Annotated in this window: 17 protein-coding genes; 7 read left to right on the top strand and 10 right to left on the bottom strand. The window is 70.4% G+C overall.

Going from position 1 to position 21,786, the window contains the following annotated elements; genetic code table 11:
• Nucleotides 1-27 precede the first annotated feature (27 nt).
• Nucleotides 28-1,002: a heme o synthase gene (locus ACIBCM_RS03410; RefSeq protein WP_399239606.1), complete on the bottom strand. Its 975-nt coding sequence runs from the start codon at nucleotides 1,000-1,002 to the stop codon at nucleotides 28-30.
• Between the two features lie 537 nt (nucleotides 1,003-1,539).
• On the opposite strand from ACIBCM_RS03410, the gene tkt reads away from it, so the two are divergent.
• The 7 genes from tkt to ACIBCM_RS03375 all read left to right on the top strand — a co-directional run bounded on the left by tkt (nucleotide 1,540) and on the right by ACIBCM_RS03375 (nucleotide 9,485).
• Complete coding sequence (gene tkt, locus ACIBCM_RS03405) at nucleotides 1,540-3,642, top strand: transketolase (RefSeq protein WP_399239604.1); 2,103 nt, start codon at nucleotides 1,540-1,542, stop codon at nucleotides 3,640-3,642.
• 34 nt (nucleotides 3,643-3,676) lie between these two features.
• On the top strand, nucleotides 3,677-4,795 hold the full coding sequence (gene tal, locus ACIBCM_RS03400; protein ID WP_399239602.1) for a transaldolase: 1,119 nt from the start codon (nucleotides 3,677-3,679) through the stop codon (nucleotides 4,793-4,795).
• Nucleotides 4,796-4,801: 6 nt separating this feature from the next.
• Complete coding sequence (gene zwf / locus ACIBCM_RS03395) at nucleotides 4,802-6,334, top strand: glucose-6-phosphate dehydrogenase (protein ID WP_399239600.1); 1,533 nt, start codon at nucleotides 4,802-4,804, stop codon at nucleotides 6,332-6,334.
• Nucleotides 6,331-7,491 carry a glucose-6-phosphate dehydrogenase assembly protein OpcA gene (gene opcA / locus ACIBCM_RS03390; protein ID WP_399239598.1) on the top strand — a complete coding sequence of 387 codons (1,161 nt, stop codon included), beginning with the start codon at nucleotides 6,331-6,333 and terminating at the stop codon, nucleotides 7,489-7,491. The genes zwf and opcA overlap by 4 nt, the downstream gene beginning before the upstream one ends.
• Nucleotides 7,488-8,270 (top strand): 6-phosphogluconolactonase, encoded by a 783-nt coding sequence (pgl, locus tag ACIBCM_RS03385; protein ID WP_399239596.1) that lies wholly within the window; start codon nucleotides 7,488-7,490, stop codon nucleotides 8,268-8,270. Before opcA ends, pgl begins: the two co-directional genes overlap by 4 nt.
• Nucleotides 8,271-8,579: 309 nt before the next feature.
• Entirely contained in the window at nucleotides 8,580-8,759 is a 180-nt protein-coding gene (locus ACIBCM_RS03380; protein WP_399239594.1) for a hypothetical protein, read from the top strand.
• A gap of 108 nt (nucleotides 8,760-8,867) precedes the next feature.
• Nucleotides 8,868-9,485, top strand: a complete 618-nt coding sequence (locus tag ACIBCM_RS03375; protein WP_399239592.1) for a class I SAM-dependent methyltransferase — start codon at nucleotides 8,868-8,870, stop codon at nucleotides 9,483-9,485.
• Nucleotides 9,486-10,261: 776 nt separating this feature from the next.
• On the opposite strand, the gene ACIBCM_RS03370 is transcribed toward ACIBCM_RS03375, so the two are convergent.
• The 9 genes from ACIBCM_RS03370 to ACIBCM_RS03330 all read right to left on the bottom strand — a co-directional run bounded on the left by ACIBCM_RS03370 (nucleotide 10,262) and on the right by ACIBCM_RS03330 (nucleotide 21,651).
• Nucleotides 10,262-11,968: a PH domain-containing protein gene (locus ACIBCM_RS03370; protein WP_399239845.1), complete on the bottom strand. Its 1,707-nt coding sequence runs from the start codon at nucleotides 11,966-11,968 to the stop codon at nucleotides 10,262-10,264.
• Between the two features lie 167 nt (nucleotides 11,969-12,135).
• On the bottom strand, nucleotides 12,136-12,639 hold the full coding sequence (locus ACIBCM_RS03365; RefSeq protein ID WP_399239589.1) for a PH domain-containing protein: 504 nt from the start codon (nucleotides 12,637-12,639) through the stop codon (nucleotides 12,136-12,138).
• 4 nt (nucleotides 12,640-12,643) lie between these two features.
• On the bottom strand, nucleotides 12,644-14,296 hold the full coding sequence (pgi, locus tag ACIBCM_RS03360) for a glucose-6-phosphate isomerase (RefSeq protein ID WP_399239587.1): 1,653 nt from the start codon (nucleotides 14,294-14,296) through the stop codon (nucleotides 12,644-12,646).
• 218 nt (nucleotides 14,297-14,514) lie between these two features.
• Entirely contained in the window at nucleotides 14,515-14,850 is a 336-nt protein-coding gene (locus ACIBCM_RS03355; RefSeq protein WP_003957010.1) for an RNA polymerase-binding protein RbpA, read from the bottom strand.
• A 135-nt stretch (nucleotides 14,851-14,985) separates the two neighbouring features.
• Nucleotides 14,986-15,216, bottom strand: a complete 231-nt coding sequence (gene secG / locus ACIBCM_RS03350; RefSeq protein ID WP_177148920.1) for a preprotein translocase subunit SecG — start codon at nucleotides 15,214-15,216, stop codon at nucleotides 14,986-14,988.
• 117 nt (nucleotides 15,217-15,333) lie between these two features.
• Entirely contained in the window at nucleotides 15,334-16,110 is a 777-nt protein-coding gene (gene tpiA / locus ACIBCM_RS03345; RefSeq protein WP_399239586.1) for a triose-phosphate isomerase, read from the bottom strand.
• Between the two features lie 7 nt (nucleotides 16,111-16,117).
• Nucleotides 16,118-17,329, bottom strand: coding sequence for a phosphoglycerate kinase (locus tag ACIBCM_RS03340; RefSeq protein WP_399239584.1), 1,212 nt, complete (start codon nucleotides 17,327-17,329; stop codon nucleotides 16,118-16,120).
• Nucleotides 17,330-17,483: 154 nt separating this feature from the next.
• A complete protein-coding gene (gene gap, locus ACIBCM_RS03335) occupies nucleotides 17,484-18,494 on the bottom strand; it encodes a type I glyceraldehyde-3-phosphate dehydrogenase (protein ID WP_399239582.1) in 1,011 nt (336 codons plus the stop codon).
• Between the two features lie 208 nt (nucleotides 18,495-18,702).
• The gene (locus tag ACIBCM_RS03330) at nucleotides 18,703-21,651 is read right to left on the bottom strand and encodes a M14 family zinc carboxypeptidase (RefSeq protein ID WP_399239580.1); all 2,949 of its coding nucleotides are present in this window, start codon (nucleotides 21,649-21,651) and stop codon (nucleotides 18,703-18,705) included.
• Nucleotides 21,652-21,786 lie beyond the last annotated feature (135 nt).

The raw sequence follows: 21,786 nt of genomic DNA, 5'->3' as shown, positions 1-21,786 counted from the left end.
GAGGCGCTGCGGCCACCGGCGGAGGCGCTAACGGAGGAAGGGATCCACCGCGACGGCGACGAACAGCAGGGAGACATAGGTGATGGACCAGTGGAAGAGCCGCATCTCCTTGAGCTTGCCGCCCTTGAGCCCCGCCTTGGCGCGGTTCTGGAGGGCGTGCGCCTCCCAGAGCCACCAGCCGCCCGTCGCCAGGGCGACCGCCGTGTAGAACCAGCCGGTGTAGCCGAGCGGGGTGAGCAGCAGTGAGACGCCGACCATCACCCAGCTGTAGACGACGATCTGCCGGGCCACCACCTTGTTGGAGGCGATGACCGGGAGCATCGGGACGCCGACGCGCGCGTAGTCCTCCTTCACCTTCATCGACAGCGGCCAGTAGTGCGGCGGCGTCCAGAAGAAGATGACGAGGAAGAGCACGACCGCGGCCCACGACATCGAGTCGGTGACGGCGGACCAGCCGATCAGTACGGGCATACAGCCCGCGATACCGCCCCAGACGATGTTCTGCGCGGTGCGCCGCTTCAGGATCATCGTGTAGACGACGACGTAGAAGAGGAGCGCGCCGAGCGAGAGCCAGGCGGAGAGCCAGTTGACGAGCAGCCCGAACCAGAGCGTGGAGACGACCGTGAGGGCCAGTCCGAAGACCAGGCCCTCACGCGGCGAGACCATGCCGGTGACCAGCGGGCGCTGGGACGTCCGGTCCATCAGCGCGTCGATGTCCCGGTCGATGTACATGTTGAGCGCGTTGGCCCCGCCCGCGGAGAGATAGCCGCCGATACAGGTGACGAGCACCAGCGTCAGATCGGGCACCCCTTGCGCGGCGAGGAACATCACCGGCACTGTGGTGATGAGCAGCAGCTCGATGATCCGGGGCTTGGTCAGGGCCACGAACGCCTTGACGCGGGCACCGAACGACCGGTTGCCGGGGCTCGTCCCGAGTTCCCCCACGGCCCGAGGAGCCTGGGAGGTACCCCCACCCACCGGACGGGATTCGACGGCCGTCACGCACACCCCTGACAGAGACTCCCAGCAAGCCCCGGGCGCATGACAGCACAGATGAAGGCCCGGTAAAGACTTGCGCGTACCACGCCACTGTAGAGGCTGCCCATCTCTCGCTCCGCACGGGGGTGGCGTCGTGTTGGGGCACGGGCGCGACCGCGCGGCGAGGCCCAGGTGGGGGGGCTCCCCGGGAGGCGGATCGCCGCCGTTGGCGGGACCCTGGCTGTGTCCGGAGTGTGGCGGCGCGTACGGCACACCGGCGTCGGGCGTCGGTATGACGCCGGCGCGGGAAGGCCGTACACCGTCGCACAAGGGGACGCACAGGGGCGTGCGTACGGCGCCATGCGACGGCCGCCGTGCGGGCATCCGCGCACCGGATGCCCGCATGGAGCGAACCCACACGTATCCAAATCAAGGGAGCCAAAGGGACAGCGCTCGAAAATTCCGTGCGTTGTGCCAAGGGTAGGCTCGACAACACCCGGTGCTTCCGTCGTCACCGGGATATGACATATGGCGATATGTGGAGAGGAGCCCTGACCCAGGGTGAGCACCAAGCCGACCACAACAGACCTCGAGTGGACCGATCTGGACCAGCGGGCCGTCGATACCGTCCGCGTCCTGGCCATGGATTCCGTACAGAAGGTCGGCAACGGCCACCCCGGTACGGCCATGAGCCTCGCGCCCGCCGCGTATGTGCTGTTCCAGAAGCTCATGCGGCACGATCCCGCCGACCCGGACTGGACCGGCCGCGACCGGTTCGTCCTGTCCGCGGGGCACTCTTCGCTGACGCTGTACATCCAGCTGTACCTGGCCGGGTACGGCCTGGAGCTGGACGATCTCAAGGCGTTCCGCACCTGGGGCTCCAAGACCCCCGGTCACCCGGAGTACGGGCACACCCCCGGGGTCGAGACCACGACCGGGCCGCTGGGCCAGGGCGTCGCCAACGCGGTCGGCATGGCGATGGCCGCCCGCTACGAGCGGGGGCTGTTCGACCCGGACGCCGCCCCGGGCACCTCCCCGTTCGACCACACCATCTGGGCCATCGCCGGTGACGGCTGCCTCCAGGAGGGCATCGCCGCCGAGGCGTCCTCGCTCGCCGGGCACCAGAAGCTGGGCAATCTGGTCCTGCTGTGGGACGACAACCACATCTCCATCGAGGGCGACACGGAGACGGCCGTCTCCGAGGACACCGTCAAGCGGTACGAGGCGTACGGCTGGCACGTCCAGCGGGTCGAGCCCAAGGAGAACGGCGACCTCGACCCGGCCGCGCTGTACGCGGCGCTGAAGGCGGCACAGGCCGAGACCGGGCGCCCGTCCTTCATCGCGGCCCGCTCGATCATCGCCTGGCCCGCCCCCCACGCGCAGAACACCGAGGCCGCCCACGGCTCGGCGCTCGGCGAGGAGGAGGTCGCGGCCACCAAGCGGGTCATGGGCTTCGACCCGGAGAAGCACTTCGAGGTCTCCGGCGAGGTCATCGCCCACACCCGTGAGGCCCTGGACCGCGGCCGTGAGGCGCGCGGCGAGTGGGAGAAGGCGTTCGCCGCCTGGCGTACGGCCGACCCCCGGCGCGCCGCGGAGTTCGACCGGATCCGCGCGGGTGAGCTGCCGGCGGGCTGGGAGGACGCGCTGCCGGACTTCGAGACCGGCAAGGGCGTCGCCACCCGTGCGGCCTCGGGCAAGATCCTCCAGGCCCTGGGCGCGGTCGTCCCCGAGCTGTGGGGCGGCTCCGCCGACCTCGCGGGCTCGAACAACACCACGATCGACAAGACGTCCTCCTTCCTGCCGGCGGACAACCCGCTGCCGGAGGCCGACCCGTACGGCCGCACGATCCACTACGGCATCCGCGAGCACGCGATGGCGGCGGAGATGAACGGCATCGCCCTGCACGGCAACACCCGTGTCTACGGCGGCACGTTCCTGGTGTTCTCCGACTACATGCGCAACGCGGTGCGGCTCTCGGCGCTGATGCACCTCCCGGTGACGTACGTCTGGACGCACGACTCGATCGGTCTCGGCGAGGACGGTCCGACCCACCAGCCGGTGGAGCACCTGGCGTCGCTGCGGGCCATCCCGGGTCTGAACATCGTGCGCCCGGCGGACGCCAACGAGACCGTGATCGCCTGGCGCGAGATCTTCAGGCGCTACACCAAGAAGTTCGGTGTGGGCGCTCCGCACGGTCTGGCGCTGACCCGCCAGGGTGTGCCGACCTACGAGCGCAACGAGGACGCGGCCCGTGGCGGCTATGTCCTCTTCGAGGCCGAGGGAGCCGACGGGCAGCCCGCCGAGCCCCAGGTCGTGCTGATCGGAACCGGTTCCGAGGTGCAGCTCGCCGTCGGCGCGCGGGAGCAGCTCCAGGCCGCCGGTGTGCCGGCGCGGGTGGTCTCCATGCCGTCGGTGGAGTGGTTCGAGGAGCAGGACCGGGAGTACCGCGACTCGGTGCTGCCGCCGGCCGTGAAGGCCCGGGTGGCGGTCGAGGCCGGGATCGGGCTCACCTGGCACCGCTACGTCGGTGACGCGGGCCGGATCGTGTCGCTGGAGCACTTCGGTGCCTCGGCCGACGGCAAGGTGCTCTTCCGCGAGTTCGGCTTCACCGCGGAAGCCGTCGCCGCCGCCGCGCGGGAATCTCTGGAAGCCGCCGCACGCTGACCCCGGTATACGACCAGTAGGAGATGCAACTCTTATGACAGACGCACTCAAGCGCCTCTCCGACGAAGGCGTCGCGATCTGGCTCGACGACCTGTCCCGGCAGCGGATCACGTCAGGGAATCTGGCCGAGCTGATCGACCAGCAGCACGTGGTGGGCGTGACCACCAACCCGTCGATCTTCCAGAAGGCGATCAGCTCCGGTGACGGCTATGAGAAGCAGCTCGCGGAGCTGGCCGTCCGCAAGGTGACCGTCGAGGAAGCCATCCGTATGATCACGACGGCGGACGTACGTGACGCCGCCGACATCCTGCGGCCGGTCTTCGAGGCCACGGACGGCCAGGACGGCCGGGTCTCCATCGAGGTGGACCCGCGTCTGGCCCACAACACGGCGGCGACGGTCGCCGAGGCCAAGCAGCTCGCCTGGCTGGTGGACCGGCCCAATACGCTGATCAAGATCCCCGCCACCAAGGCGGGCCTGCCGGCGATCACCGAGACCATCGGCCTCGGCATCAGCGTCAATGTGACGCTGATCTTCTCGCTGGAGCGCTATCGCGAGGTGATGGACGCGTATCTCGCCGGGCTGGAGAAGGCCCATGAGCGGGGCCTCGACCTCTCGAAGATCCACTCGGTGGCGTCGTTCTTCGTCTCCCGGGTGGACACGGAGATCGACAAGCGCCTGGACGCGCTCGGCACCCCGGAGGCCAAGGAGGCGCGCGGCAAGGCCGCCCTGGCCAACGCGCGGCTCGCGTACGAGGCCTACGAGGAGGTGTTCTCGTCCGAGCGCTGGAACGTCCTGGACCGGGCGCGCGCCAACCGCCAGCGTCCGCTGTGGGCGTCGACCGGCGTCAAGGACAAGGCGTACAAGGACACCCTGTACGTGGACGACCTGGTCGCCCCCGGCACGGTGAACACCATGCCGGAGGCCACGCTGGACGCCACGGCCGACCACGGGCGGATCACCGGTGACACGGTGCGCGGCACCTATGAACGCTCGCGGGCCGAACTGGCGGCCGTGGAGAAGCTCGGCATCGCCTACGACGACGTCGTGCAGCTCCTTGAGGACGAGGGCGTCGAGAAGTTCGCGACGTCCTGGAACGACCTGCTCCACTCGACCGAGGCCGAGCTGAAGCGCCTCGCCCCTTCGGAAGGCTGACCGCCCTTGTCCGGTACAAGCGAAGCCAATCCGCTTCGTGACGCCGCCGACCGACGGCTCCCGCGTATCGCGGGGCCGTCGGGCCTGGTCATCTTTGGCGTTACAGGCGATCTGTCACGTAAAAAGCTGATGCCCGCCGTGTACGACCTGGCCAACCGCGGGCTCCTTCCGCCGGGTTTCTCCCTCATCGGTTTCGCCCGCCGTGAGTGGCAGGACGAGGACTTCGCGCAGGAGGTCCACGACGCCGTCAAGGCGCATGCCCGCACGCCCTTCCGCGAGGAGGTCTGGCAGCAGCTCAACCAGGGCATGCGGTTCGTCCAGGGCGACTTCGACGACGACAACGCCTTCGAGACGCTGAAGAAGACGATCGCCGAGCTGGACCAGGCACAGGGCACCGGAGGCAACTTCGCCTTCTATCTGTCCGTACCGCCCAAGTTCTTCCCCAAGGTCGTGCAGCAGCTCAAGAAGCACGGTCTGGCGGAGCAGAGGGAAGGTTCCTGGCGGCGCGCGGTCATCGAGAAGCCGTTCGGGCACGACCTGGCCTCCGCCATGGAGCTGAACCAGGTGGTCCACGAGGTCTTCCCCTCGAACGAGGTCTTCCGGATCGACCACTACCTGGGCAAGGAGACCGTCCAGAACATTCTGGCGCTGCGGTTCGCCAACACCCTCTTCGAGCCGATCTGGAACCGGTCGTACGTCGACCATGTCCAGATCACCATGGCCGAGGACATCGGCATCGGCGGCCGTGCCGGGTACTACGACGGCATCGGGGCCGCCCGTGACGTCATCCAGAACCACCTTCTCCAACTGCTCGCCCTGACCGCGATGGAGGAGCCCTCCTCCTTCGGCGCGGACGCGCTCGCGGCGGAGAAGACGAAGGTCCTCGGCGCGGTGAAACTGCCGAAGGACCTGGGAGCCGACACCGTGCGCGGGCAGTACGCCGCCGGATGGCAGGGCGGCGAGAAGGCCGTCGGCTATCTGGAGGAGGAGGGCATCGACCCCGGGTCGAAGACCGACACCTACGCGGCCATAAAGCTGGAGATCGACAACCGCCGCTGGGCGGGGGTGCCCTTCTACCTCCGTACGGGCAAGCGGCTCGGCAGGCGGGTCACCGAGATCGCGGTCGTCTTCCAGCGCGCCCCGCACTCCCCCTTCGACCACACGGCCACCGAGGAGCTGGGGCAGAACGCCCTGGTGATCCGGGTCCAGCCGGACGAGGGCGTGACCATGCGGTTCGGCTCCAAGGTGCCGGGGACCTCCATGGAGGTACGGGACGTGTCGATGGACTTCGCGTACGGCGAGTCCTTCACCGAGTCCAGCCCCGAGGCGTACGAACGGCTCATCCTCGACGTCCTGCTAGGCGACTCCAACCTCTTCCCGAGGGTCGAGGAGGTCGAGCTGTCCTGGAAGATCCTCGACCCGATCGAGGAGTACTGGGACAGCCACGGCAAGCCCGCCCAGTACCCCTCCGGGTCCTGGGGCCCGGTCGAGGCGGACGAAATGCTCGCACGAGACGGACGGAGCTGGCGCCGGCCATGAAGATCGACCTTACGGACACCACGTCCAGCAAGATCAACAAGGCGCTGGTGCAGGGGCGCCGGGCGGTCGGCACCCCGGCCGTCGGCATGGTCCTCACGCTGGTCATCGTCACCGACGAGGAGAACGCCTACGACGCGCTGAAGGCCGCCAGCGAGGCGTCGCGCGAGCACCCCTCACGCACCCTCGTGGTCATCAAGCGGGTCTCGCGCAGCCCGCGCGACCGGGCGCAGGCGCGCCTGGACGCCGAGGTACGGGTCGGCGCGGACGCGGGCACCGGGGAAACCGTCGTACTGCGGCTGTACGGCGAGGTCACCAACCACGCCCAGTCGGTCGTGCTGCCGCTGCTGCTGCCGGACGCCCCCGTGGTCGTCTGGTGGCCGGTGAACGCACCGCTCGACCCGGCCGCCGACCCACTGGGCGCGCTCGCCCAGCGGCGGGTGACGGACGCGTACGCCGCCGAGCAGCCGACCCGTGAGCTCGCGGCCCGTGCCGAGTCGTACACCCCCGGGGACACGGATCTGTCCTGGACGCGGATCACCCCCTGGCGCTCCATGCTGGCCGCCGCGCTGGACCAGGTGAGCTGCGAGGTCACGGCGGTCGAGGTGGAGGGCGAGGAGTTCAACCCGAGCGTCGAACTGCTCGCCATGTGGCTCGCGGACCGGCTGAAGGTCCCCGTGCGGCGGACCTCGTCGCCGGGCCCCGGGCTGACCGCCGTGCGGCTGGAGTCCACCTGCGGCCGGATCGTCCTGGACCGGGCGGACGGCTCGCTGGCCACGCTGTCCATCGAGGGGCAGCCGGACCGGGCCGTCGCGCTGAAGCGCCGGGACACCGCGGAACTGATCGCGGAGGAGCTGCGGCGGCTGGACCCGGACGACACCTACGCCTCGGCGCTGCGGTACGGGATCGACCGACTGGGCGACGGCGGGCCGGGCGGCTCGGCGGACGTCTCGGAGATCGCCGCCGCCGCACGGGCGGCCGACGCGGCCAAGGTGGTGGGTGCGACGGGGGCGCCGGGTTCGTCGAGTTCCGGGCCGGCCGGCTCCGAAACGCCGGGCTCCGAGTCCGCCGGAGGCGGCTCCTCCCGTACGACCGCGAAGGCTCCGGCCAAGCGGGCCGCGGCGAAGAAGACGCCCACCAAGAGGGCGGCTTCGACGTGAGTGCTCCCCAGCTCGTCGTCCACCGCGACAAGGAGCTGATGGCCCAGGCCGCGGCGGCCCGGCTGATCACGAAGGTCGTGGACGCCCAGGCCGCACGCGGCCGGGCGTCCGTCGTCCTCACGGGCGGTCGCAACGGCAACGCCCTGCTGGCCGCGCTGGGGTCCTCCCCCGCGCGTGACGCGGTCGACTGGCGCCGTCTCGACCTGTGGTGGGGTGACGAGCGGTTTCTCCCCGAGGGCGACCCGGAGCGCAATGCCACCCAGGCGCGTGAGGCCCTGCTCGACCGCGTCCCGGTCGACCCGGCCCGGGTGCACCCCATGCCCGCCTCCGACGGACCGTACGGCAGTGATGTGGAGGCCGCGGCGGCGGCGTACGCGGCCGCCCTCGCGGCGGCGGCCGGACCCGAGGACCACGGCCCGGTGCCCGGCTTCGACGTCCTTATGCTGGGCGTCGGACCCGACACCCATGTCGCCTCGCTCTTTCCCGAGCTGCCGGCGGTACGGGAGGCGGAGCGCACGGTGGTCGGGGTCCACGGCGCGCCCAAACCCCCGCCCACCCGTATCACCCTGACGCTTCCGGCGATTCGGGCGGCGCGTGAGGTGTGGCTGCTGGCGGCGGGCGAGGACAAGGCGAACGCCGTGGCGATCGCCCTCTCGGGCGCGGGTGAGATCCAGGCACCGGCGGCGGGCGCGTCGGGCCGCAGCCGGACGCTGTGGCTCCTGGACGCCCCGGCGGCGTCCCAGCTCCCCCGGGATCTGTATCCCCCCGCCTCCCCCTGACCCAGCCCCCGTTTCCGGGCCCGGTTCCGCCCCACCCGGCGGACCGGGCCCGCTGCGTTGCCCCGAACCCCGGGCCGGGTGTGCGCGGGAAGGACATGCGCGGGGCGGATATGCGGCAGGCAGGCCCCGGACTCCCGTCTCCGGCCCCCAGCCGCAAACCGACCGTCGGACGGGTTCACCGGCCGGGGCGCCGGGTACCGCCGCGGGCGGATCCGCGAAGCCCCGGGATTCCGGCGCCCACGCGGGCGGACGGCTGATCTCGTGGCCGGCCGCCGACGTGTGTGCGGTCGAGCCGGCGCGGAGGAACGGGTGGCGCAGACCCTGGCGGTGCGGTGCCGCGCCGGACCGGATCGAGCCGCCGGGACGGCTCGGCTCGGCCGCATCGTCACCGCCGCCCGGGCCCGGGCGGAGAGGGCGTTCTGCGCACGGACCGCCGGGGGCCGGGGGCTGCTGTCGGCGCTGGTGGCCGAGCCGACGAGGGTCCGCTGATCTACCGCCCGGCAGGTGACTGCGCAGGAGACGACGGCCTCGTCGTCGTGCTGAGGGCCCGGGAAAACCGTTCGCGGCCCTCATCGCGGGCGGCTAGCGTGCACCGGCGTGGACATCGAAGATCCCAAAGACCTGGTCCGGCGAGGGTACGACGCGCTCTCCCTCCGCTACGACCAGGCGTACGGCACCGAGACTAAGTACCGGCCTTGGATCAGCGAACTGTCCGGCCGTCTCCCGGCCGGCGCTACGGTGCTGGATCTCGGGTGCGGAAGCGGGGTTCCCGTGGCCCGGGCCTTGGCCACCGCGGGTCGGCGAGTCACCGGCGTCGACATCAGCGAGGTGCAGATCCGCAGGGCCCGGGAACTCGTGCCGGGGGCCGAGTTCATCCGCGCCGACGCCACGGCCGTGGACTTCGCACCGGCGTCCTTCGACGCGGTCGTCTCCCTCTACACGCTGATCCATATCCCGCTCGACGAACAGCTTCCGCTGCTGCGGAAAGTCGCCGGCTGGCTGCGGCCCGGCGGCTGGTTCCTGGGCACCACCGGCCATCGGGCCTGGACCGGTGTCGATGAGGACTGGCTGGGCGGCGGTACCGCCATGTGGTGGAGCCACGCGGACGCGGCCACGAACCGGGCATGGATCGCTCGAGCCGGGCTGACGGTCGAGCGGGAGGAGTTCGTGCCGGAAGGAGAGGGCGGGCACGCCCTGTTCTGGGCTCAGCGCTGATTCCTTGGGCCTGGAGTTCGGCATGCGGCTGATGCGCGAGGGCGGCACGTTGAAGGTGCCGCGGCTCAACCGGCATTTCCGCTCGGTCCCGCACCCGGTCCCCCTCGGCGCCGAGCCGCGCGAACGCGGAATCGGCCCGTACGTCATCGAGCAGGGCATCGACACCGCCGGTAGTGCTGTGACCGGAAACGTTCACCGGCCCGCGGCGCCCTGCACGGCTCCCCCTGGGCCCGGCGGCCCGGAGGTACCCCCAGCTGCGTTGTCGGACCGCGCGAGTACGGCGGGTACGAGCTGCGGACCTCCGCCTTGCGCTGCACCGCACCGGACACCGCGGGCCCACGGCAAACCCTTCCGGCCACAGCACTAGGGAGGGGTTTGCGCTGTTCGGGGCGCTGTCCGTACCGGCAGCACTCCAGCGGGAGCTGATCGTGGCGAAGACGAACGACGGCTCGCACTCAGCGTGAGCCTGCGGGCGCCTCGGAGGGCGTCGGCCGAAACTCACCGGGTGCAGGGCCGTGATTGCCCAACGGCTTTACGACGAGCCGCAAAAGACGGCCCATCAGATCACTGATCGCGGAGGGTGACGATCTCGGGGGGCCGGGCACCCACCAGCCGGGCCGGGGCACACACCAGCCGGGCCGCCGGGGGCTCGGAGCGAACCGGCAGCAGGTCCGCCGGGTGCGGGACGAACCGGTGCCCGGGGCGGGGGGACGACCAGCGGCCGGATCGGACCTGCGGCTTCCGGGCCGTCGGAGTGGCAGAGGGGCCGGAAGCCGTCACCCGGGTGCCGTCACGCCGCCCGTACCCGTCGGCCCCTCCTCCCGTACGAGGAACGGCTCCAGCAGTCCCGGCACCGCCTCGGCGGCGAAGGCGAGGCCCTCGCTCTCCCCGGCGTCGTGCACGGTGTAGCCCCCCGACCCGGCGGCCGTCGTCGCCGTCAGGTCCAGCAGCCCCGCCCGGCGCTGGAAGACGGACTGCGTCAGGGTCCAGCCGACGACCCCGCTGCGCTGGAGGGCCACGGTGGCGCGGCGGGCCGATCCCGAGCGCGCCAGCAGATAGTTGCCGCTGATTCCGTGGCCCAGGCTGCGGTAGGCGTCGAGGGCGAAGAACACCGCGACCGGGAGCCCCACGACCGCGCAGCCCGCCGCGATGTACAGCAGCACGTCCGTGAGCCAGAACCCCAGAACGCTCAGGACCAGCAGCGGGACCGTCACCAGAGCCGCCGCCACCCGCAGCCGGCGGTTGCGGGCTGCCTTCGGGTGCGGTGTCAGCGGCGCGCCCGTGGGGGTGTGCGGCTCACGGAGCACCTGTCCGGCGACGGTGTCGGCGAACGCGCGGGGCGCGGGCGGCAGCAGTATCTGGAGGTCGGCGTGCTTGTCCTTGCTGTCCTGGGCGATACCGGTGGCGACCGCGTCCACCCTCGCCGCACCGAGCAGCCGCACACCGAGCGGCTCGACCAGCTCCACCCCGCGCAGCCTGCGTTCCTCCATCGATATCGAGCGGGTGGTGAACAGACCCCGCCGGACCCGGAGAGTGCCCCCGGGCTCCCGCTCCAGCCGGTAGTTCCACCACATCTCGATCCACAGGCCGAGCGAGCCGACGATGCCCGCGACGAGCGCCGCCAGCACGAGTACGACGACCATCAGAAGGATGGAGGTGTCCTGGAAGCGATCGCCGATCCAGTCGACGACCTCGCTCTGCACTCCGAGCCAGTCGCTGCCCTGCATGACCGCCCCCGCCGCCGCTCCGCCCAGCAGGGGGGCGACGAAGGACGCCGGAGCGTAGCGGATCCAGGCGGGGTCGACGGTGGCGAGCAGGCCCTCCCGGTGGACGCCGGGGGCAGTGGCCGGGCGGTTCAGCAGTTCGCCGCGGAGGCGCTCGCCCTCGGCCCTGGAGACGGGGTTCAGCTCCAGCGTGGACTCGCCGCTCCCGCTGTGCTCGCCGGTGCCGATACGCACCTTCACGAGGCCCAGGATCCGCAGCAGCGGGTTGGCGGTCAGATCGACGCTGCGGATGCGCTCACGGGCCAGGGAGCGCCTTTTGACCAGCAGCAGCCCGGTGTGGAGATCGACGCGCTCGGGACCTGTGCGGTAGCGGGTCTTGCGCAGGTTGACGTACTCGGCGGCCACCCCGGCCAGCACCAGCAGGACCGCGCCGGTCAGCAGCAGCACCAGGCCCACACCGCGCCGGGGGCCGTTGCCGAACCAGGCTCCGGAGGAGAGGCCCAGCAGGACCGGGAGGCAGATACCCCCGGCGACTCCCGTCATGACGGCCGCGGTGGCCAGCAGCGCCCGCTTGTCGAGCCGCCGCCACTCGTCCCCCGGAGCGGCCGTGGGAGTGCCGGGAAGCACATCCGCCGGGACCACGGCCGGTCCTCTCCCGGAGGCCGTCGGAGCGGTCCCCGGCAGGGCTCCGGCAGCGCCCTGAGCCGGTCCGCCCGGAACACGGGCCGGGGGCTCCTGGCCGGGGGCTCCGTCCGGCATCCCCGGCAAAGACACCGGAGAGGGGGCCGACCCGGGGAGAACGCCCTCGGCGGCCCCGGAGGAGGGCGCGCCCGCCTCACCCGGACCGGTGGCCCCGCCCCGGCCGGTGAAAGGGGCGCCCTCGGCACGCTCCGGGCCGGATGCCCCGGGCGGGCCGGGCGTGGCGCTCATGTCGCGTCTCCCGGAGTCGCCTGGGTGATGTGCGTCAGTCGCTCCGCCAGCTCCGCCGCCACCTCGTGGTCGAGGCCCGCGATCTTGATGGCGCCCCTGGAGGAGGCGGTGGTGACCGTGACCGTCGCCAGCCGGAACGACCGCTCCAGCGGTCCCCGCATCGTGTCCACGGTCTGGATCCGGGACATCGGCGCGATCCGCCACTCCTGCCAGAACGCGCCGGTGCGTACGTACACCGCGTCGTCGGTGACCTCCCAGCGGTGGACCCGGAACCACCAGAGGGGGTAGATCGCGGTGCAGACCACCATCAGCGCCGCCAGCACGGCCGCGCTGATCAGCAGCCATGACCGCGCGGGGGTGATGAGCAGGCCCAGCAGGGCCGGGAGCCCCCCGACCACGACCGTGCCGATCAGCCACTGGGTCCGCCACCAGCCCACGACCCGCTCGTTCAGGGCCTGGTTCGGCGGCCTGAGCCGCACCGCGCCCTCCCCCCTGGTCATCGCCTCAACGCCCCCGCAGCTCGCGGTACTTCGCGACCAGGGCGGCGGTCGAGCTGTCGAGCCGCTCTCCCCCGGTCCCCTCCACCAGCACGGGCTCGATCTTCTTGGCGAGGACCTTCCCCAGCTCGACACCCCACTGGTCGAAGGAGTCGATGTTCCAGATCGCTCCCTGGACGAACACCTTGTGCTCGTACAGGGCGATCAGCTGACCGAGCACGGACGGGGTGAGCTCGTCGGCGAGGACCGTCGTCGTGGGGTGGTTGCCCGGGAAGGTCTTGTGCGCCACCAGCGCCTCGGGCACCCCCTCGGCCCGCACCTCCTCGGCGGTCCTGCCGAAGGCCAGGGCCTGGGTCTGGGCGAAGAAGTTGGCCATCAGCAGATCGTGCTGGGCGGCGGGGCCCGGCGGCAGAGCGGCGACCGGTGCGGCGAAGCCGATGAAGTCGGCCGGGATGATCTTGGTGCCCTGGTGGATCAGCTGGTAGTAGGCGTGCTGCCCGTTGGTGCCGGGCGTGCCCCAGACGACCGGTCCGGTGCTCCAGTCAACACGGTTGCCCTCGCGGTCCACCGACTTGCCGTTGGACTCCATGTCCAACTGCTGGAGATAGGCGGTGAACTTGCTCAGATAGTGGGAGTACGGCAGCACGGCATGGGACTGGGCGTCGAAGAACCCGCCGTACCAGACGCCCAGCAGACCGAGCAGCAGCGGTGCGTTGGCCTCGGGCGGGGCCGTACGGAAGTGCTCGTCGACCAGATGGAATCCGTCGAGCATCTCGCGGAAGCGGTCCGGGCCGATCGCGATCATCAGGGAGAGCCCGATGGCCGAGTCGTACGAATAGCGTCCGCCGACCCAGTCCCAGAACTCGAACATATTGGCCGTGTCGATACCGAAGTCGGCGACCTTGTCCGCGTTGGTGGACAGCGCCACGAAGTGCCGGGCGACGGCCTCCTGACCGGCTTTCAGCTCGGTGAGCAGCCACTCGCGCGCGGAGGTGGCGTTGGTGATCGTCTCGATCGTGGTGAAGGTCTTGGAGGCGATGATGAACAGGGTCTCGGCCGGGTCCAGGTCCCGGACGGCCTCGTGCAGATCGGCCCCGTCGACGTTCGACACGAAGCGGAAGGTCAGATCGCGCGCGGTGTAGGAGCGCAGCGCCTCGTACGCCATGGCGGGGCCGAGATCGGAGCCGCCGATGCCGACGTTGACGATGTTCCTGATCGGGCGGCCGGTGTGGCCGGTCCACTCCCCGGAGCGGATCCCCCGGGAGAAGGCGGCCATCCTGTCGAGGACCGCGTGCACCGCGGGCACCACGTTCTCCCCGTCGACCTCGACGACGGCGTCCCGGGGGGCCCGCAGGGCGGTGTGGAGGACGGCGCGGTCCTCCGTGGTGTTGATCTTCTCTCCACGGAACATCGCGTCCCGCAGCCCGGCCACGCCGGTCGCCGCGGCCAGGTCCCGCAGCAGCCGCAGGGTCTCGTCGGTCACCAGGTTCTTGGCGTAGTCGAGATGGAGATCGCCGACGCGCAGGGTGTAGGAGGTGCCGCGGGACTCGTCCGCGGCGAACAGCTCCCGCAGATGCGTCTGCCCCAACTCCTCGCGGTGCTTGCCCAGAGCGGTCCACTCGGGTGTCTGGTTGAGCCTGGTACGGCCTTGTGTCGTCACTCGGACATCAGCTCACTTCGTCTCGTGCCTGCCTGCTGTCCCACCGTCCCCAACCTAATTGATCAGAGAGGGCCACGCGGCGGGTACGGACGCGCTCTGACCACGCTCCGTGTCCACCCGTACAAAAACCGTAGAGGACGGCACTGACAATCCACGGAACGAGGCCGGGCAGAAGGACGGCCGGGCACCCATCGGGTGTCCCGGCCGTGTCCCAAGTCCTAGATCTCGCCCCGCAGTTTGGCGAGCGCCTCGGCGAGAATCGCTTCGCCGTCCGCGTCACTGCGCCGCTCCCGCACATACGCCAGATGCGTCTTGTACGGCTCCGTACGCGGCGGGTCCGGCGGGTTGTCCCGGTCCTGGCCGGCCGGGAACCCGCAGCGCGGGCAGTCCCAGGTGTCGGGGACCTGAGCGTCGCTGGCGAAGCTCGGCTGCGTCTCGTGCCCGTTCGAGCACCAGAAGGAGATGCGCAGGCGTGGCGCGGACTCGCCACGCTCGGCCTCGCCCATCGGCCCCGCGCCGACCCGGCTTCCCCGGATCGCGTTGCCACTTGCCACGGTCGTAACTCCCTGCGTGATGGTGCCGTACAGCGTCTCACAGCGGCTGCGCCGCGGTGCCCCAGTCTACGTAAGGCCCAACGCTCGTCCAGTGATTGGAGTTACACCCCACCCCAAGACGGGAACACCTGTGGGTCAGCTGTCCAGCTTCACCAGCAGGCCGAGTACGACAATGCACGCGAACCACAGAAGACCGACCACGACGGTGATCCGGTCGAGGTTGCGCTCGGCGACGGAGGAGCCGCCGACGGACGACTGCATACCGCCACCGAACATGTCGGAGAGGCCGCCGCCCTTCCCCTTGTGCATCAGCACCAGCAGCATCAGCAGCAGGCTGAAGACGATCAGGGCGATCGAGAACCCCATAACCACGGCTGGACCCTACTTCCTGGCAATTCTCTCGGATTTTCTACGGACTGCGGGGACCTCGGCCGACGGCCACAGGTCCCCGCAAGGGTACGACGGATCGGCGCTAGCGCATACTCACTGGTCGCGGAACCGGACGATCTTGACGAACTCGTCGGCGTCGAGCGCCGCACCGCCCACCAGGGCCCCGTCGACATCGGGCTGGGCCATGATCGCGGCGACGTTTCCGGCCTTGACCGAGCCTCCGTACTGGATGCGGACCTTGCCGGCCACCTCCTGGGAGTACAGCTCGGCGAGCCGCCCGCGGATCGCCCCGCAGACCTCCTGGGCGTCCTCGGGGGTGGCGACCTCGCCGGTGCCGATGGCCCACACCGGCTCGTACGCGATCACCAGGGTCTCGGCCTGCTCCGCCGGGACGTCCGCGAGGCCGCCGTCGAGCTGGGCGAGCGTGTGCTCGACCTGCCGGCCGGCCTTCCGCACGTCGAGGCCCTCGCCGACGCAGAGGATCGGGGTGATGCCGTGCCGGAAGGCGGCCTTCACCTTGGCGTTGCAGATCTCGTCGGTCTCGGCGTGATACTGCCGTCGCTCGGAGTGGCCGACCGCCACGTAGGAGCACTTCAGCTTGGACAGCATGGCGCCCGAGATCTCACCCGTATAGGCCCCGGAATCGTGCGCCGAGATGTCCTGGGCGCCATACCTGATCTTGAGTTTGTCGCCGTCGACCAGGGTCTGGACCGACCTCAGATCGGTGAAGGGCGGCAGAACCGCCACATCGACGGCGTCGTAGTCCTTGTCCGCCAGGGCGAAGGCGAGTTTCTGGACATGGGCGATGGCCTCGAGGTGGTTGAGGTTCATCTTCCAGTTGCCCGCCATGAGCGGGGTGCGCGTACTCATCAGAGTGTCAGTCCTCCAGTGCGGCGAGGCCGGGAAGCGTCTTGCCCTCGAGATATTCGAGGCTGGCGCCGCCGCCGGTCGAAATATGGCCGAATGCGTTCTCGTCGAAGCCCAGGATCCGCACCGCGGCGGCGGAGTCTCCGCCGCCGACCACGGTGAAGGCCGGGGAGTCGACGAGCGCCTGGGCGACGGCCCTGGTGCCCTCGGCGTAGTCGGGGTGCTCGAAGACGCCCATGGGGCCGTTCCAGAAGACGGTGGCCGCGTCGGCGAGCTTCGATGCGTAGAGCTTGCGGGTGTCGGGACCGATGTCCAGACCCTGCTGGTCCGCCGGGATGGCGTCCACGGCGACGGTGGTGGGGTGGGCCGGGGCCTTGGTCTTCAGGTCCGGGAAGCCGGAGGCGACCAGCACGTCGACGGGGAGCACGAACTCCACGCCCTTGGCCTCGGCGCGCTCCAGGTACTCCTTCACGACCGGGACCTGGTCCTCCTGGAGCAGCGAGCTGCCGACCTCGTGGCCCTGGGCCTTGAGGAAGGTGTACGCCATGCCGCCGCCGATCAGGATGCGGTCGGCCTTCTCCAGGAGATGGTCGATGACGCCGAGTTTGTCGGAGACCTTGGCGCCGCCGAGGACCACGGCGTACGGCCGCTTGACGTCCACGGTGAGCTTCTCCAGGACGCCGACCTCGGTGGCGATGAGCTGGCCGGCCGCGTGCGGCAGGCGGGCGGGGAGGTCGAACACCGAGGCGTGCTTGCGGTGGACCGCCCCGAAGCCGTCGCCGACGTACACATCGGCGAGGGCGGCCAGCTGATCGGCGAAGGCGGCCCGCTCGGCGTCGTCCTTGCTGGTCTCACCGGGGTTGAAGCGGAGGTTCTCGATCACCGCGACCCGCCCGTCCGCGAGACCCGCGACGACCGACTTCGCCGAGTCGCCGACGGTGTCGGTCGCGAACGCCACACCGGCGCCCAGCAGTTCACCGAGCCGGCCCGCCGCGGGGGCGAGCGAGAAGGCGGGGTCCGGGGCGCCCTTGGGACGGCCCAGATGGGAGGCGACGACCACGCGGGCGCCCGCCTCGGCGAGCCGGGCGACGGTCGGCTCCACGGCCCGGATCCGGCCGTCGTCGGTGATGGTCGTGCCGTCGAGCGGCACATTGAGGTCGGCACGGACGAATACGCGCTTGCCCGCGACCCCTTCTTTCAGAAGCTGGTCGATCGTCTTCATGGAAAAGGACTCCTCAGGAGGGCCGGACGTGCGACAGGGCCCGGACCGCGCCACCTTGCGCCGCCCGGGCCCTTCGCTCACATCGTGGTGCTCTCATCGCCGGTCGGGGCCGGTCCGATCGATAGTGACCGGAAGCCGATCGGTGGTGAGCTGTTCAGAGCTGTCCGCCAACGAAGACCGTGAGGTCCACAAGGCGGTTGGAGTAGCCCCACTCGTTGTCGTACCAGCCGAGGATCTTCACCGAGGTCCCGTCCTGGACCATGGTCAGGGAGGAGTCGAAGATGCAGGAGGCCGGGTCGCTGACGATGTCCGAGGAGACGATCGGGTCCTCGGTGTAGTCCAGCACGCCCTTCAGGTCGCCGTCCTCGGACGCCTTCTTGAACGCGGCGTTGACCTCGTCCCTGGTGACCTCCCGGGCCAGCTGCACCACCAGGTCGGTGGCCGAGCCGGTGGGGACCGGGACGCGCATGGAGATGCCGTCCAGCTTGCCCTTGAGCTGCGGGAGGACCAGGGCGGTGGCCTTGGCGGCGCCCGTCGTGGTGGGGATGATGTTCTCCGCGGCGGCGCGGGCGCGGCGCAGGTCCTTGTGCGGGAAGTCCAGGATGCGCTGGTCGTTGGTGTAGGCGTGGGTGGTGGTCATCAGACCCCGGACGATGCCGAAGTTGTCGTCGAGGACCTTGGCCATCGGCGCCACGCAGTTCGTGGTGCAGGACGCGTTCGAGATGACGTGGTGGTTGGCCGGGTCGTACTGGTCGTGGTTGACACCCATCACCAGGGTGACGTCCTCGTCCTTGGCCGGGGCCGAGATCAGGACCTTCTTCGCGCCGCCGGCGAGGTGCTTCTCTGCGTCGGCCTTCTTGGTGAAGATGCCGGTCGACTCGATGACGATGTCGACGCCGAGCTCGCCCCACGGGATGTCGGCGGGGTCGCGCTCGGAGAGCACCTTGATGGTGTGGCCGTCGACCGTGATCGTGTCGGCGGTGTGGGACACCTCAGCCTTGAGACGGCCGAGGATGGTGTCGTACTTCAGCAGGTGGGCCGTGGTCGCGGTGTCACCCAGGTCGTTGACAGCCACGATCTCGATGTCTGCACCCTGGTCCAGCAGCGCGCGGAAGTAGTTACGACCGATGCGGCCAAAGCCGTTGATGCCTACGCGGATCGTCACGAACCGATCTCCTCGTTAGGTACGCCGGGTTTCGACGCCCGGCGAGTTGTATGGGATGTCCCCGACCGCTTACGACCCTACCTCGCGGGGCCGCCCGAGGTGACATCGGACGGCCTGTACACGACGGCGGCGATCCATACCCCCCGGTAGGGGGTACGGACCGCCGCCACCTGCGCCGGAGGCTCCCCCGAGCCCCCGTTACGGCGTGTCAGCGCCGGAGTGCGCTCAGCGCCTTGCCGAGGAGTTGCCTGCGGTCGGCGGCCGCGGGCACGTGCTCCAGGCCGAAGCCGATGAGCACGGTGTCGCGGGTGGTGACCGCCGACGCCGACGGGTACAGGTCCTGGCTGCGCTGCCAGTTTCCGCGCAGCGCGGGGCTGCCCGCGGGGGGACCCGCCGCCGCCCAGGGACCGAGGGAGGTCTCGAAGCCCTCCGCGCCCTGTTCGCCACCGCCGGTCACCAGTTTGGTGTCGTCGACGAAGACACCGCGTCCGCCGTCGCTGGGGTCGGTGATGTACGAGACGGAGACCTCGATCTGCTTGCCCGCGTAGGCGCTCAGATCGAAGGAGGCGGCCCGCCAGCCGTCGGAGGCCCCGGTGAAGGAGTTCCAGGTGCCGGTGGTGCCGGTCGCGGTGCAGCCGTCGTCGCCGACGGTGAGGTAGTGCCGAAGGAACGGGTGCTGGTTGACGTAGAACCCTGCGTCGCACTCGGTGGGCACGGTCGTCCTGGTGCCGCCGTTGGCGTCGGGGAGCGTCGTCCAGTCGTCCTGGCCCACGGTGTGGACCTCGACGACCGCGTTGTCGTAGCCGGGCTCGGTGTTGAAGCTGAGGCGGAGGTTCAGCTTCGGGGCGTCGGCCGCCGTGATGCCGGTCAGATCCAGGGTGCGGCCGAGCCGCATCCAGGAGGCGTTGCGGTGGGCGGCCACCGCGTACCACTGGCCCTCGTACGGCGAGAACGGCATCCGCACGCCCGGGTAGTCGCCCGCCGCCGCGCTGCGGAACTGCGGGAACTCGTCCGCCGGAAGGGTGTCCGAGGTGATCGTGTAGGCGCCCGCGGCGTTCAGCGGGTTGCCGGGTGCGTCCCCGAGCGCCGCGGAGGCGCCCGCGAGGCGTCCGGTACCCGCGAAGGCCGAGGTCCCGGTGAGCGAGGCCCGGCCTGACGCGCCGAGGTAGTACTGGGCGAAGTCGTCGCTCACCGCGCCGCCGAGGTTGGCGTTGCCCCCGGCCCGCTCACCGGTGGTGATCAGCTTTCCGCCCTCGTTGAGATAGGCGCGTACGGACCGGGTGGTGGCCCAGGAGGGTGCCGCCGCCCCGGTATACCAGACGGCGGTGTCGAAGTGGCTGAGTACGCCCAGCGGGTGCGGGGCGCCCTGGGTCGCGACGTCCCAGACGGCGCTGCGCTTCTTGTTGTCCGCAAGTGCGCCGGTGTACGCGGCGGTGTGCGCGGCGGGCGCGGTGCCGCCCTCCTCGGCGATCACCAGGGTGTCGGCGCGCGGCCGATCGGCGACCGTATAGGTGAAGGGCTCGCTGGAGGTGCGCTTCCCCTCCTTCGTACGGCCCGTGAACCAGACCTCGACCCGGTCGCCCGCCTCGGTGTCCTCGACCTCGGCGCGGTACTCGTCGAAGCGGATGTTGTCGTCGCCGCCGAAGGTCTCGCCGCCCTTCCAGGGTTCGAGGTCCTCGTCGTGCACCCGCCCGCCGTTGATCCGGTAGTTCAGCTCCTTGTCGCGCAGGGACTTGCGGGCGACGACGGAGACCTCCTGGTCGCCACCGCGCGCGTAGGAGACGGTGAACGGGTCGGGGGTGAAGTCGGCCGCCTTGAGGCCGAGCGAGGAGGCCGGCTGGTCGGGGGTGGCGGAAGTCTCGGCGACGGAGAGCGCGAACGGGATGTTCTTGGCGAACTCCTGCTGGATCAGCTTCTCGTCGTCGGGGAAGGTGAAGACGGAGGCGCAGTCGGCCGCGTTCCAGGCGTCGTCGGGGTCGATCCGGGACGCGGTGGCGCAGGTCGACATCTCGGGGGTGTACATCATCATCCCGTTGACGTTGGCCGCGTGGCCGTCGGCCTCACCGTTGGTGATGTACAGCTCGGAGGCGACCTGGGGGCGGTAGCCGGGTATCGCGGGGTTCCCCGGTGTGCCGGCGAGCGCCTTGTAGGCGACGTCGTCGGGTGTCGAGGTGGCGACCTGCCAGCCGACCCCGTACAGGATGAGTTCGGCCGCCGAGTGGTAGTTGATGCCGTACTCGAAGCCGATGCGCTTCTGGAAGGCGTCGATGGCCCTGGTCTCGGGTTCGGAGGCGGGGCCGGTGCCGCGGTAGGTCTCGTCGAAGGTGTCGGGGGACGAACCCTCGTTGTCGTAGCCCCACTTGTAGGCGAAGTTCCGGTTGAGGTCGACGCCGTCGCCGGGGCCGGTCTTTCCGTCGCCGTTGTTGTCGCGCAGGTTCTTGCGCCACTGCCGCTCGGTCGTACCGGTGAAGGTGTAGTCGTAGCCGTCGGGGTTGGCCGACAGGACGAACCACAGCTCGGTCGTATCGATGATCTTGGTGATACGGGGGTCCTTGCCGTAGTTCGTCAGATAGTGGTGCATCAGCCGCCGGTTCATCTCCGGGGTGATCCACTCACGTGCGTGCTGGTTGGACAGGTAGAGCGTCGCGGGCTTGGAGCCGTCGCGGCTCGTCCTGGCGCCCTTGCTGACCTTGAGGGCCAGGATGTCCTGGCCCTTGACCGACTTGCCGATGCTGATGGCCTTGGTGAGGCCGGGATGGGCCTGGGCGGTGGCGAGAATCTCGCTCTTGAGGCCGCCTTCGCCGCTGTACGGGCGGTAGACGCCGTCCCCCGCCGCGGCGACGCGCTTGTGCGCCGCGGCCGAGAGGGTGTGCTCGGTGATGCCGACGCCCTGCTCACGCAGCTCGCCGGCCTGCTTCTCGGTGAGGTGCAGCTCGACGGTGGCGGTGCCCTTGTCCGGGACCCGCTCGGTGAGTTCATGGCCGTCGGCGCCCGCCGCGAGCAGCAGCGGGACCTGTGCCTTGGTGACTTTCGCGTGCCAGACGGAGAGTCCGTCGCCGCCGCCGTCACCGGACTGAGCCCGGGCGATCGGAGCCGCCGCCAGTGTGGCGGTCAGCAGTGAAACCGCGGCGAGGATCGATCTCGCTCTGCGTCTCATAAAGCCCCCTTGCCGGTGTGTGTGCCAGGAAAGTGAACGGAAGTCAGACTGATCACGCCCCATGGCCATGTCAATACGGCGGTCGTGGGTATATGAGCGCGCAGCAAGAAGCTGCCGGTGTCCTGGGGACACCGG

The organism is Streptomyces sp. NPDC051018 (assembly GCF_044456085.1).
GTDB lineage: Bacteria > Actinomycetota > Actinomycetes > Streptomycetales > Streptomycetaceae > Streptomyces.
Note: the sequence above shows the minus strand (reverse complement) of the source record. Positions and strands in the feature narration are given on the sequence as shown.